The sequence below is a fragment of the Dechloromonas sp. H13 genome, from assembly GCF_009469615.1.
Taxonomy (GTDB): domain Bacteria; phylum Pseudomonadota; class Gammaproteobacteria; order Burkholderiales; family Rhodocyclaceae; genus Azonexus.
Map to the genome: position 1 here is coordinate 360,632 of NZ_SSXX01000002.1, position 14,371 is coordinate 375,002.

Here is a 14,371-nt window from a genome sequence, read left to right on the forward strand (position 1 = left end):
CACGGTATTCTTCATAAATTGAAACAAGGTTCGTTCGCCATGCGCGCCGACCGGCCCCCGGACTACAAGAATGTTCGCTGATCTTCCCCTTTTTCGCTTCCGGACCGTGGCGGCCCTGATGCTGGCCGCAACCACCCCGGCCGCCTGGTCGCAGACGCCGCCGGCATTCCATCCCAACGCCGGCACGCTGCTGAATATTTTTGCGCCGCCGGTCGAGGGGCCGACCCTGCCGGCGTCGGCATTGCCGCTGCCGGCGGACGAGAAGCCGGCGGGCGACATGGCGCAGGGTTCCGTCAAGGTGTCCCGCTTCGTGATCGAGGGCGTCAGCCTGCTGCCGCCGGCCGAGGTCGAGGCACAGCTTGCCGAACTGGTCGGACGCGACGCCACGCTCAACGACCTGCGCCTGGGGGCGGGGCGCATCACCGCGCTCTACCGGGAGCGCGGTTATTTCCTGGCACGCGCCTACGTGCCGCCGCAGGAGATCGTCGGCGGCGTCGTCCGCATCGCCGTGCTGGAAGGGCGCTTTGACCGGGTGGATGCCGCCGGGTCCGAGCGACTCGGCGCCGATGTGGCGGGCCGGACGCTCGCCGCCCAGGGCGTCGTTGCCGGGCAACCCGTCGAGCAGGCCGCGCTCGAGCGCAGTCTCATCCTCCTCGAGCAAAAGGCCGGTGCGCCGGCATCCGCCCTGCTGCAGCCGGGCGCCACCATCGGCACCTCCCATCTGCAGGTCGACACCCCCGCCGGTCCGCTGGTCGGCGGGTCGCTCGGCGCCGACAACTACGGCAACCGGTTTACCGGCCAGGGTCGGGCCACCGCCTCGCTGGCCCTCAACAGCCCGCTCGGCATCGGTGACCGCGGCAATCTCTGGCTCGCCTATTCCACCGGGGCGACCGCCGTCTTCGGTTCCTATCAGGTGCCGGTCGGCTACGACGGGTTGACCCTCGGCGCAAGCGCCGCCTACTACCGCTACGATCTCTGCTGCCAGTTCGCCGCTCTCGACCGCGCCGGCGACGCCGCGGTCGCCGGCATCCAGGCGCGCTATCCCCTCGTGCTGCGGCAGAACGCGGTGCACTACGTCGGCCTTAGCCTCGAACGCAAACGCCTGACCGACACCTGGACGGGCGGTGATCTCGACGACAAGCGGATCAATGTCGCCGTTCTCTCGCTCGACGGCGCCGCGGCGGCTGCCGCCGGGCAGGTACGCTACCGGCTGGCGCTGACCGGCGGCGACGTCCAGCTCAAGGGACCGGCGGATTTCGTCCGGGCCAACGCGGCGACGGTCGACACCGCGGGAGGCTACGGCAAGCTGTGGGGGCAGGGGGAGTTCCTCCATCCAGTCACCGGCTGGAGTTTCCTCAACCTGCGCCTGTCCGGGCAGAGCGCCAGCCGCAACCTCGATTCCTCCGAGAAATTCCTGCTCGGCGGCTTCAACGGCGTGCGCGCCTATCCGGAAGGCGAAGCGGCCGGCGACAACGCCTGGCTGGCCCGCCTCGACTGGGTGTTCCCGCTGACCGCCGCCGCCATCCCGGGCAAGGCGTCATTCCGTGTCTTCGCCGACAGCGGCGCGGTGTGGATCGTCGACGATCTGCGCGGCGGGCGGGCCGATCCCGGCATCCGCAATCACTACTCGCTGTCCGGCGCCGGCCTTGGCCTCAACTGGGCGCTGCCGCGCAGCGTCTCCCTGACTGCCTATGTCGCCACGGCAATCGGTGACAACCCGGGCGCCTCGGCCAGCGGCAACAATGCCGACGGAAAGAGCAACAACACGCGCGGCTGGGTCGGCGCGGAATGGGCCTTCTGATCATGAACAAGACATACCGTCTCATCTGGAACCACCGTCTCAACGCCTGGGTCGTCGCCTCCGAGCTGACGCGCGCCAGTGGCAAGAAATCCTCCTGCCGCACCCGCGCCGGCGTCGCCGCCGTGGTCCTCGCGCTCGGCACCAGTCTGCCGCTCGCCGCCGCCGATCTGCCACCGGGGGCCTTGCCGACCGGCGGCACGGTCGTCGCCGGGCAGGCCGACATCGTCGCCAGCGGCACGCGCATGGACATCACCCAGGGCAGCCAGAAAGCCATCATCAACTGGCAGGGTTTCGACATCGGCAGCCAGGCGCAGGTCAACTTCGCCCAGCCCAATGCCTCGGCCGTCGCCCTCAACCGCGTCAGCGGCCCGGCCGCGACGCGCATCGAAGGTCAGCTCACCGCCAACGGCCAGGTTTTCCTGATCAATCCCAACGGCGTCCTGTTCGGCAACGGTGCGCGGGTCAACGCCGGCGCTTTTGTCGCCTCGACGCTCAATATCCGCGACGACGATTTTCTCACCGGCAATTACACTTTCACCGGCACCGGTGGCGCCATCGAGAACCAGGGCGCGATCTCCGCCGCGCCGGGCGGCTACCTCGCCTTCATCGCCCCGAAGATCACCAACGCCGGCACGCTCAGCGCGCCGCAGGGCACCGTCGCCATGGGCGCCGGCGAGCGCGTCACGCTCAATTTCGCCGGCGACCGCCTGGTCGGCCTCAGCGTCACTGCCGCAACGCTCGACACCCTGATCGAGAACCGCCAGGCCATCCGCGCCGAGGGTGGCGCCATCCTGCTCACCGCCGCCGGCGCCGAAGCAGTCACGCGCGGCGTCATCAACAACAGCGGCGTGCTGGAAGCCGGCAGCCTGACCGCGGACGGCGGGCGCATCGTGCTCACGGCCGGCAACGACATCAATTTCGGCGCCGGATCATCGGTTGCGGTCGACGGCCAAAAAGGCGGCGAAATCACCGTCCAGGCCAAGGCCGGCACGCTGCTGGCCGACGGCAGCCTCTCGGCGCGCGGCGCGAGCGGTACTGGCGGCAGCGTCCAGCTCCTGGGCCGCCAGGTCGGCCTCGTCAATGCGGCGCAGGTCGATGCCTCGGGCGCAACGGGTGGCGGGACGGTTCTGATTGGCGGGGATTACCAAGGCGGCAATGCGGCGGTGCAGAACGCATGGCGCACCTACGTCTCGCCGGCGGCGACAATCAGAGCCGACGCCCTGCAGCAGGGAGATGGCGGCAAGGTCATCGTCTGGGCGGACGACGCGACGCGCTTCTACGGCAAGATCAGCGCGACCGGCGGAACGCTGGCCGGCAACGGTGGCTTCGTCGAAGTTTCGGGCAAAGGGTATCTCGACTTCAACGGCGTGGTCGACACGGCTGCCCTGAACGGCAGCGTCGGAACGCTGTTGCTTGACCCGACCAATATCGAAGTCGTCAGCGGGGGCACGGCGACGCTGGCCCAGGTCAATCAGTTTACCGACCCGGATCTCACCGCATCGTGTGCCGCATTCGGCAACGCGGCCTGCAGCCGCATCGCGCCGACGACGATCAACGCGGCAACCGCGAACGTCGTCCTGCAGGCAACCAACAACATCCTCTTCACTAACGCGGTCAGCATGACAAATCCCGGCTGGAGCCTGACGGCGACGACCCAGACCGGCAACATCACGGTCAATGCGCCGATCGTGACGGCCAACCGGACGACGAGCGGAACCACCGGTGCAGTGACCCTCACCGCCGGCGGCAACGTGGTGCTCAACGCCGACATTGCCACCGGCAGTGCGACGGTGGCCGACGCGGCCGGAAACACGACGGCGGCATCAGGTGCGATCACCGTCACCGCCGTCACGGGCATCTCCGGCGCCGGGCGGCTGATCACTGGCAATGCCACCCTCACCGGCGCGGCGGCAGGGACCGAAGCAATCCGCTCCGGCAACATCACGCTCAATGTGACGGGCGCGGGTGCCATCGGACTCGGTGGCACGAATGCCCTGACCATTGGCTCGGCCACCGGAAACGGCGCCGGGTCGACGGCAACGACCGGAAACATCACGTTCACCAGCGCCGACCGCATCAATAACGGCACCGCCGGCAGTGCCATCGATGTCTCGTTCGGGGCAGCAACGGGCGGGGCAACCAACACGGTCGGCTCGCTGACCGCCACGACCGACGGCGGTGCAGGTGCCAGCGGCGAGATCGTCATCACCAGCGGCGAGGCGCTGCGTCTGGGTGCCATTAACGCCGGTGGCGGCGCTATCACGCTCGACGTCGGCGCAGCAACGACGTCGGCGGGGGTGATCAGCGGCACTGGAACGTCACTGACCAAGCTGGGGGCGGGCACGTTGACCCTGTCCGGTGCCAACACCTATACCGGCGCCACCAACATCAATGCCGGCACACTGGCACTCGGGGCGGCCAACCGGATCGCGAACACGAGCGCGGTGACTGTTGCATCGGGCGCGACATTTAACCTGGCGAACTTTGCCGAAACGGTTGGTTCGCTGGCTGGGGCGGGTAATGTCACACTGGGCAGCGCGACCCTGACGGCGGGTGGCGACAACACGACAACGAGCTTCTCGGGTGTGGTGAGCGGTACCGGTGGGCTGATCAAGGCAGGTACCGGCACGCTGACGCTGTCCGGTGCCAATACCTACACCGGCACGACGACGATCAGCGCCGGCACCCTGGTCGCGGCGAACAATACAGCACTGGGCACCACGGCCGGAGGTACTGTGGTCTCCGGCACTAACGCAAGCTTGGCGCTCCAAGGGGGTATCACAATCGGGGCGGAAACACTGAGCCTGAATGGAACCGGTGTCGGCACCAACGGCGCATTGCGCAACCTCAGCGGAAACAATACCTGGGGCGGTACGGTGACATTGGCAGGAACAACGGAGATCCAGTCCGACGCCGGCACGCTTACCCTCAGCGCTGCCAATTCCGTGACGGGTACCAACCGGGCGCTCACCATCGACGGGGCAGGCGATACGGCCATTAACGGCACCATCACCACGGGCACGGGCACATTGACCAAGAATGGTACGGGCACGCTGACGCTGTCCGGCGCCGATACCTACACCGGCGCGACCAGCATCAATGCCGGCACGCTGGTGGCTGCAAACAACGGGGCCTTGGGTACTGCTGCGGGTGCGACCACCGTCGCGTCTGGCGCGACCCTGGCCCTGCAGGGCGGGATCACCATTGCCGACGCGCTGACACTTAACGGTACTGGCGTCGGCGGTGGCGGAGCCCTGCGCAATCTCAACGGGAACAACACGACTAGCGGGGCGGTGACCCTGGGGGCAGGTGGCGCCCGTATCAATTCCGATGCCGGTCTGCTGACCATGTCCGGCGCGATTGGCGGGGCGACACGACCACTGACTCTCGGTGGTGCCGGCAATACGACGATCAGCGGCGCGATCGGCACGACGTCCGGAACACTGACCAAAGATGGTAGCGGCATATTGACGCTGTCCGGCACAAACACCTACACCGGTACGACGACGATCAGCGGTGGAACCCTGCAGGTCGGGAATGGCGGCACAACCGGAACGCTGGGAACCGGGGCCGTGATTGACAACGCCGCGTTGGTGTTCAATCGGAGCAATATATTAACCGTCGCTAATGTGATCAGCGGGAACGGCACGGTGACGCAAGCAGGAGGTGGAACCACCATCTTTACCGGAAACAATACGTATTCGGGTACAACGACAATCAGTGCCGGCACCTTGCAGGTCGGCAATAGCGGTACCAGCGGGAGCCTCGGAACGGGGAACGTGATCGATAACGGCAGTTTGTCCTTCGCGCGTTCCGACACCTACACCGTCGCTAACAACATCAGCGGCACGGGGTCACTAACCAAGACCAACTTGACCGGCGCGCTGACACTCTCAGGGAACAACACCTATACGGGCACCACCTTCATCAACGGCGGCAGCCTGACAGCGGCCGGCGGCAATGCCCTGCCTGATTCCTCCCCGGTCACACTGCTCAATAACGCGAGTGCCGTGCTCAACCTGGCAAACAGTGAAACAATTGGCGACCTTTCCGGTGGAGGAGCAACCGGTGGCAACGTCACGCTCGGTGCCAATACGCTGACGGTCAATCAGTCCGGTTCGACGGTCTATGCCGGCCTGATGAGCGGGACGGGCGGACTGACCAAGATCGGCGCCGGCACACTGCAATTGTCCCATGCCAATACCTACACGGGTACGACGAATATCCAGGCCGGAACGCTGGCAATCGGCGGCAGCGAGAATATCGCCGATGCCAGTACCGTTAACGTGGCATCCGGCGCCACCTTTGACCTTCGGGGGTTCAATGAAACCATCGATGCCCTGACGGGCGGGGGCGCGGTGACTAAGACGGGCACCGGGGCCACCACGCTGACTGTGGGCTTTAACAACGGATCGGGCGCCTTCTCGGGCGTGATCCAGAACCCGACCGGCACCCTGGCCTTGACCAAGATCGGCACCGGTACGCAGACCCTGTCCGGCGCCAACACCTATAGCGGGGCGACCTCGATCAATGACGGTGCGCTCATTGTCGCGAACAACGGGGCACTGGGTGATGCTTCGAGCGGTACCAACGTAGGTGCTGGCGGAACCTTGGCCTTCGATGGCGGCATCACCGTTGCCGACACGCTGGCCATCACTGGCACAGGCTATAGCGGTGGTGGCGCACTGCGCAACCTCGTTGGCAACAACATGGTGACCGGCGGCGTCACCCTGAGCGGTTCGGCCCTCATCGTAACGGATGCCAATTCCACGCTGACCATTTCGGGTGCACTCAACGGGGCAGGGAGGGATCTGACTGTCGCCGGAACGGGCAGTTTCATCGCCCAGAACGCCACCAATGACGTCGCGTCGCTCACCGCGACCAACGCCGGCAGCGTCGCGTTGCGCGATGCCAATGCGATCGCCTTGAACGGTTCGACCCTGGCCGGTAACCTGCTGGTGCAGGCGGGCGGCGCCCTAACGCTCAATGGTGCGATCACGGCAAACGGCACAGGCGACACAATCACGCTTTCCGGAACGCGGTTTGTCAATTCGGCCGGTGCGAGTGCCCTGGCGGCGCCGAACGGGCGCTGGCTGGTGTGGTCGAGCAACGCCAACCCCTTCGGTGGCGCCACGCCCGACGTTCGCGGCGGGCTGGCCTACGACTTCAAGCAGTACAACGCGATCTACGGGGTAACGCCCGTCCAGGGGGCCGGCAACGGCTTTCTCTACACCCTCGCGCCGACCATCACGCCGGGGCTGACCGGCACGGTGAGCAAGGTCTACGACACGACGACCACGGCGACGCTGACCGCCGCGAATTTCACTCCGACAACCGGTATGGACGGCGACGTCATCGCGATGACCGGCACCGGCGCCTACGACAACCCGAACGTGGCGGGTAGCCCGACCAAGTTGGTCACGGCCTCTGGCATTGCCGCGACAGTCACATCGAGTATCGCCGAAGGCAGCAAGCCGGTTTATGGCTATACGCTCACATCGACGACCGCGAGCGCGAACATCGGCGAGATCACCCCGGCGGCGCTGACCGTGACCGGCGCGACGACCAGCAGCACCTACACGGCCAATGCCCAGACCAACACCTTCGGCACGACGGGGCTGCTCGGCAGCGACAGCGTGACCGGGGTCAGTGGTCTCGGCACCGGCACCAACGTCGGTACTTACGCCGACACCCTGTCGAACGCCACCGGCACCGGTCTTTCCAACTACACCATCAGCTACGTCAACGGCAGCCTGCAGATTACGCCGGCGGCGCTGACCGTGACCGGCGCGACGACCAGCAACACCTACACCGCCAATGCCCAGACCAACACCTTCGGCACGACGGGGCTGCTCGGCAGCGACAGCGTGACCGGGGTCAGCGGTCTCGGCACTGGCACCAACGTCGGTACTTACGCCGACACCCTGTCGAACGCCACCGGCACCGGCCTCTCCAACTACACCATCAGCTACGTCAACGGCAGCCTGCAGATTACGCCGGCAGCGCTGACGCTCAACGCCGTTACCGGTACCAAGGTGTACGATGGCACCGTCAACTCAACCGGCACGGTGGGTATAACCGGCCTGCTGGGCGGCGACACGGTGAGCGGGTTGAGCCAGAGCTACCAGAGCAAGAACGTGCTCGGGGCCAATGGCAGCACCCTGCAGGTCAATGCCGGCTTCGTCATTAACGACGGCAACGGTGGTGCCAACTATACCGTTACCCAGAACACGGCGAGCGGCACCATCACGCCTGCTCCGCTGGCCATCACTGCCGATGACAAAACGCGGCCGATCAACACGCCGAATCCAACGTTTACAGCGACCTATGCCGGATTGGTGGGCGGCGAAACACCGGCCGATCTTTCGGGTGCGTTGCAGTTCTCGACGCCGGCAACGGTAGCGTCCCCGGCAGGCGATTATCCGATCACGCCGTTCGGCCAGTCTTCCGCCAACTACAGGATCACTTATCTGGATGGCCGGTTGCAGGTCGTCGGTCAGCCGGTGACTCCACCGATCGTCCCGCCTGTTCCGCCAGTTGCCCAAGGTGACCGCTTCGATCCGCAGGCAGTGGCAGCGACCTACATGGACGCCGTGCCGATGGTGGGGCAGGTTCCCGCCGTGCTGTATGTGTCCGACCAGGATGATCCTTCTTCCTTGCCGGATGCGGCGCGGATCCGGGTTGTCGGGGGCGGCCTGAACGTCAGCCGATAGACTTCAGGCAAACGGGGCGGCGCCTTCCGGCGTCCGCCCCGTCATTTTTGCCCAATCCAGGCCGTCGACCGCAACCAACGGCTGTTGCCGCCAAAGTCCGTGATATCCGCGGGTGCGGTGCGTGCCACGTCGACTTGAGCCCGGCGCGTGCTGGTGACCGAGGTCTTCCTGCCGGCGATCATCCGCCTGCGCTGACGCCTTGGTAGCCGAGGCGCCGCGACAGCTGGTCGGCGGCGGCGAGCATCGCCTTCGCGACCGGGCTGTCCCATTCCACGTCGAAATCGCCGACGGAACCGAGCGAGGTGATGGCGGCGACCATCGTCCCGGTATGGTCGAACACCGGCGCGCTGAAGCCGTTGATGCCGGGGGTCAGGCTGCCGGTGGCGCGCGAGATGCCGTGCGCGCGGATCTCGGTGAGCGTCTTTTCGAGCTGGCGGCGGACCGTGGTGATCGCCGTCTTGCCCGATTCCGCCGTCGCGCGCAGTTCGTCGTCGAGCATCTGCTTGAGGAAGGGTGAGCGGAAGAAGGCGGCGAACGCCCGGCCGGTCGCCGATTTGCACAGGGATAGCACGGTGCCGGCGCGCAGCGTGATGGTGACCGGCGCTCCGGCGTCGACGATGCGCACGATGGTCGCGCCGCGGTTGCCCCAGACGCCCAGCGCCACCGTTTCCTGGATTTCCTCGCAGAGGTTTTCCAGGATCGGCCCGGCCAGGCGCACAGGGTCGAGGCGCCCGAGGCCGGCGAGGCCGAGATCGAGCGCATAGCTGCCGAGGTCGTAGCGCCCGCTGGCGCTGTCCTGTTCGACCAGGCCGATGCGCATGAAGCTGACCATGTAGCGGTGCGCCTTGGCCGCCGGCATGCCCGCCCCCTTGGCGATGTCGCGCAGCATCATCGGCCGGTTGGCCGCCGCCAGCACGCGCAGAAGGCGAAAGCCCACTTCTATCGACTGTATTCCCTGGCGGTCGCCGGCTACTTTGGTGATCATGGAATTCTCGCGCGGTAAAAAGCTTGATTTTATGTGTTTATGCCGCTCCGCAGCGGCGAATATAATCACGGGATCAATAACAGGGGGATGATATGCGCGCGGTGCTGGTGGCAAATCCGAAAGGTGGAGCGGGCAAGACGACGTTGGCGACCAATCTCGCCGGCTATTTCGCGAATCAGGGCAAGCAGGTCACGCTGTGCGACCTCGACCGGCAACAGTCGTCGCTGCGCTGGATGGCCTTCCGCGACCCGGACCTGGCGCCGGTGACCGGTTACTTCGCCGGCAACCAGATTGTCCTCAACCTGCCGCAGGAAGCCGACTGGGCGGTGCTCGACGCGCCGGCCGGCCTGCAGGGCTACAAGCTCTCGGACTACCTGCGCACCGTCGACAAGGTGCTGGTACCGCTGGTGCCGTCGATCTTCGACATGGCGGCCACCGAGGACTTCCTCAACTCGATCCGCAACGAAATGCGCGGCCGGCGTGGCAGCCTCGGCATCGTCGCCATGCGCGTCGACCCGCGGACACGGGCTGCCGGCATGCTCGAGGAATTCCTCAAGCACTTCGACATTCCCATCGTCGGCTACCTGCGCACCACGCAAAATTACGTCAACGTCGCCGCCGCCGGCCTCACCATCTTCGATCCGCCGCGCGCGCGCCACAAGCGGGACATCGAGCAGTGGGAAGGCGTCCTGGAATGGCTGGCAAGCTGATCGGCCGAAATTCGCGAATCACCGTTGACAGTATTGGGGAAGGCGTGGATAATGCGGCCCTCTGACGGACGCGGGGTGGAGCAGTCTGGCAGCTCGTCGGGCTCATAACCCGAAGGTCGCAGGTTCAAATCCTGCCCCCGCAACCAAAAAACACTTAAAAGCCAATCGCTTGCAGCCGATTGGCTTTTTTGTTCATGGGCACCGAAAACTGCAGTGTCCATCGTTCAATTCTGGACCCCTGGCAAGCGGGGCGGATCAACTCATCTTCCGGAACAGCGCACGATACACGAGGCGCATTTTGCCGAGTTGCTCGGGATCCGGCTCCCGGGGGCCGTAACGGTATAGCTCGAACAATCGCGTCATCTCGCTGGCCTCGACGCGAATGCCGTCCCTGAACTGGATGGCATCCTGCAGGAATTCCTGGCAATTGGCACTTGGCGCGCGCGGCGTCTCGCTGAGGGCGAACAGTCGCTCCATCGCCTGGTAGTATCGCCGGGCTCCCGCAACGCCGGACGGGTGCCGCCCGAGCATGCCCAGTCGCAGGTAGTCGAATCGCGTCCGCAGCCAGATCCCGGCCCTGGCCTCGCGCAACAACAGGATGAGTACCGCCAGCAGCACAAGTGCCAGCAGCGAAAGCGCGATCAGCCAGGCCAGGGTCCGATGTTCCTCGAGCCACTGCCGGATGCTGTTCATCAGTGCCTCGAGTGTTTCGATGATGGGCGCCAGTGCCTGCCGGATGTCTTCGTCCAGACTGGCCATCTGCCGGATGGCCGCCGATTGCCAGGCAGGCATGCCGGGACGGCTTGCCGCCTCGCGCATCTCCGCCGGGGTGGGCCAGCCGCGTCCGGGCAGGAGTTCGTAGCCCTGCCCGGACTCCCCTTCGGTTTCTGCGCCGCCGGAAGAGCTTCCCGCGCCGCTGCCTTGCCCCTGTCCCCCGCTGCCTTCCTGTCCCGAACCGGTACCTTGCCCGGACTGTGTGGTATCGCCTTCGGCTTGCCCGGCGCCGCCGTGTTCCTGTCCTTGCCACAGCCAGCCGATATTTGTCGCTTGCCCGTAGCGCCATTGCAGATAGGGCCAAGAGACCTGTGGCGTGGCGATATACAGCATGGCACCGATGCCCAGGATGACGGCGGTCGCTGAGGCGATGGCCAGTCCCTGCCCGGCATGTGTCGGCGCGGCCAGGCTGGCCTGTCGCAGGTCGAGGGCGCGGCGGCTCACCTGTTCGGAAACGAGCGTGAAGACGACGGTGACGATGTAGGGGATCAGATAGAACAGCATCGTCCAGTCGGCGCGGTAGTGCGTTGCGGCGAACATGACCATGACCGCCGACACCAGCAATCCGAAATGGAGTTGCCGGCGGGTCGTCGTCACGCAGTTCATCGAGGCCTGCAGGATGACCAGGATGTAGAGTCCGGCACGCGGAAAGCCCCACATCGGGATGAAGATCAGGATCGAGACGACGGCACCGAGCAGCAGGACCGCCTTTTGCTGCTGCGGGCCGCTTTCGTTGGCCTGGCCATGTTGTTTCCAGCCGACCAGCAAGGTCCAGCCGAAGACCGCTGCCCACAAAAACATTTCGAAACCGAAACTGCCGTACCGGATATCGAGAAACGCATTGCACGCCACGGCGAGCAGGAGCGAGGCATAGAGGCCAAGATAGGCCGGCAGGTAGGTTAGCGGCGGGCTCATGGGTTGAACAGCGGCACGAGGTCGTCACCTTGGCGAACGGAAATGTAATGCGCGCCCAGCTCCAGCAGCGCCGCCATCAGCGTCGCCGGGTCCGGCAGCGAGCCAGGAAGCGCCTTCCCCGCCGGAAGAAAGCTGGCCTGGTCGAAGGCGATGGCGAAAATATGTGCCTGGCGGGCCCGCAGGGTCGCCAGCGCCTGCAGGGTGGCGGCGGTGCGGGCGTTGTTTTCGGAGAGAAAGACGACCACCGTTTCGCCGCGCAGACACTGCGGGCCGATTTCCGTCAGCAACCGCGCGTAGGGGGTGGTGCCGTCGCCCGCAACGACCGCGAATTCGTCGAGGATGCCCTGGTAGTGCGCGTCGCCGGTGCCCTGCAGACCACGCAGCGGGCGCTGGCCATCGCCGGCAATCCGGATGCGGATGCTCTGGGCGCAGGCGCAGCGCGCGATCGAGGCAGCGATGCGGACCGCGTATTCGAAGGTGGCCTCCCGGCCGTGGCCGAGGTTCGATTCGGCCGCCTGGTCCAGTGCGATATAAAGGCAGGCCGAGGCAAGCGGTTCATACTCGCGGACCATCAGTTCATTGAGGCGTGCCGTCGTCGGCCAATGCACGTGACGCGGGTTGTCGCCCCGGCGGTATTCGCGCAAGCCGGAGAATTCGGCGGCCCCCGCACCTTCGGGCAACAGGTAGCCGCCGCGATGGATCTGGCTCGGTGCGCCATGCAGCGGCAACGCGAGAATGGTGAATACGTCCGGGTAGATCGTCAGCGCCTGGATTCCGCTGTTGCTGCGCATCCTCGCCTCGGACAGGCCGAGGGGAAAGCTGGACGCCAGGCTCACCGGGCCCAGCCGATAGTAGCCCCGCCTTTCGCACAGGACGGGCACGGCGAAGCGCCGACTGGCGCGTCCCGGCAGATAGGCCAGCAGACCGAGGACCTTCTCGCCGGCATCGCGTTTCCGGTCGGCGAGGTCGACAAAGGGCAGGCGATCGACCAGTTCGACCATGAAGCGCGGCAACCAGCCATGGTTCTCGACTTCCACATCGAAATGGATGGTTTCACCTTCTTCGGCTCGCGTCGGTCCGGACCGGCTGACCGCGAGATGCCTGACCAGCCAGCGCGGCCAGACGAACCCGGTGATCAGCGTTGCCGTCAGCAAGGCGCCGATCGCCCACGGGAAGGCCTGCGCGCGATTGATGGCGGCGAGATAGGCGACTGCCGTCAGCGACATCAGGACCAGGACTTTGCGACGCGCCGCAAGCCAGTTGGACAAGGCTCCCAAGCCCATGAATCAGACCGGCGGCGGCAACTGGTTCAGGATTTCAGCCAGTATCTGGGACGCCGTCCTGCCGGCCGCCGCGGCTTGCGGCCGAACGATGAGGCGGTGTTCGAGCACGGCGCCGGCCATGGCCTTGACGATGTCGGGCGTGACGAAGGCCTGCCCGCGGAGAAAGGCCATGCCCTGCGAACCGCGTGCCAACGCCAGGGTGCCGCGCGGGCTGACGCCCAGCCGCAGGTCGGGATGCGTCCGGGTCGCCGCGCCGATGCGCACGATGTAGGCAGCGACGTCGGCGCTGACGAATACGGACTTGACCCGATCGCGTGCCGCCAGAACGTCCGACTCGCCGATGACCGGTTGCAGGGCGTCGATGGGATGACTTTGCGCCTGCGCCGCCAGTATCCGCACTTCCTCGTCGAGGCTGGGGTAACCGACGTGCAGGCGCACGAAGAAGCGATCAAGCTGCGCCTCGGGGAGCGGGTGCGTGCCGGCCATGTCGATCGGATTCTGGGTCGCGAGGACCATGAAGACCTTGGGCAGGTCGTAGCTGACGCCGTCGACGCTGACGCGGAACTCTTCCATGCATTCCAGCAGGGCTGACTGGGCGCGCGGCGTGGCACGGTTGATTTCGTCGGCCAGCAGGATGTGGGTGAATACCGGGCCGGGACGAAACTCGAAGTCGGTCGTCCGCTGGTTATAGATCGGTACCCCGGTGATGTCCGACGGCAGCAGGTCGGGGGTGCATTGCAGGCGCTTCATCTCGACATTCACCGAGCGGGCCAGGGCGCGGGCCAGCATGGTCTTGCCGGTTCCCGGGACGTCTTCGAGCAGGACATGGCCGCGACAGATCAGTGATGCGACGGCCAGTTCGATGACCGAACGTTTGCCGACGATGACCTTCTCGACATTGGAAATCAGCGACTCGATCGCCTCCATGAAATCGTTCTCCCTGAACGTGGTTGTTTTATGGAATTGTCCCATGGCTGCCAACCGATATTGGCACGGCATGGAAAGTGATGGAAAGATAGCAGATGCCAGGGCGCCGGGCACCTGTCGGAAGCGACAGGTGGCGCCAATCGACGGGGGCGCGGCCCTCGAACCGCCATGACGATGCTTTGGCCCGCCCGCGCCCGGGGGTGAATTGCCCAGTCAGGAAATCCGGGATGGCGAAAATTGGTGCACTGCAGTAAAATACGGAC

7 protein-coding genes and 1 tRNA gene are annotated in these 14,371 nt (G+C 65.8%); 4 read left to right on the forward strand and 4 right to left on the reverse strand.

Annotation, left to right across the window (positions count from 1 at the left end; all coding sequences use genetic code 11):
* The first annotated feature begins 70 nt into the window (after positions 1 to 70).
* Positions 71 to 1,801 (forward strand): ShlB/FhaC/HecB family hemolysin secretion/activation protein, encoded by a 1,731-nt coding sequence (locus tag GH660_RS06275; protein ID WP_153145798.1) that lies wholly within the window; start codon positions 71 to 73, stop codon positions 1,799 to 1,801.
* A gap of 2 nt (positions 1,802 to 1,803) precedes the next feature.
* Positions 1,804 to 8,514 (forward strand): autotransporter-associated beta strand repeat-containing protein, encoded by a 6,711-nt coding sequence (locus tag GH660_RS06280; RefSeq protein WP_194266237.1) that lies wholly within the window; start codon positions 1,804 to 1,806, stop codon positions 8,512 to 8,514.
* A gap of 178 nt (positions 8,515 to 8,692) precedes the next feature.
* Here GH660_RS06280 and GH660_RS06285 read toward each other — a convergent pair whose 3' ends face one another.
* A complete protein-coding gene (locus GH660_RS06285; protein WP_153145800.1) occupies positions 8,693 to 9,499 on the reverse strand; it encodes an IclR family transcriptional regulator in 807 nt (268 codons plus the stop codon).
* Positions 9,500 to 9,591: 92 nt separating this feature from the next.
* Between GH660_RS06285 and GH660_RS06290 the strand changes: the two genes are divergently transcribed.
* Entirely contained in the window at positions 9,592 to 10,209 is a 618-nt protein-coding gene (locus tag GH660_RS06290; RefSeq protein ID WP_153145801.1) for a ParA family protein, read from the forward strand.
* Between the two features lie 69 nt (positions 10,210 to 10,278).
* Positions 10,279 to 10,355 (forward strand) — tRNA-Met (locus tag GH660_RS06295).
* Between the two features lie 109 nt (positions 10,356 to 10,464).
* On the opposite strand, the gene GH660_RS06300 is transcribed toward GH660_RS06295, so the two are convergent.
* From GH660_RS06300 to GH660_RS06310, 3 genes are read right to left on the reverse strand one after another with little or no spacing between them, the layout of a single operon-like run.
* Positions 10,465 to 11,898, reverse strand: coding sequence for a DUF4129 domain-containing protein (locus GH660_RS06300; RefSeq protein ID WP_153145802.1), 1,434 nt, complete (start codon positions 11,896 to 11,898; stop codon positions 10,465 to 10,467).
* On the reverse strand, positions 11,895 to 13,166 hold the full coding sequence (locus GH660_RS06305) for a DUF58 domain-containing protein (protein WP_228276382.1): 1,272 nt from the start codon (positions 13,164 to 13,166) through the stop codon (positions 11,895 to 11,897). The genes GH660_RS06300 and GH660_RS06305 overlap by 4 nt, the downstream gene beginning before the upstream one ends.
* A gap of 18 nt (positions 13,167 to 13,184) precedes the next feature.
* Complete coding sequence (locus GH660_RS06310) at positions 13,185 to 14,108, reverse strand: MoxR family ATPase (RefSeq protein ID WP_153145804.1); 924 nt, start codon at positions 14,106 to 14,108, stop codon at positions 13,185 to 13,187.
* Positions 14,109 to 14,371 lie beyond the last annotated feature (263 nt).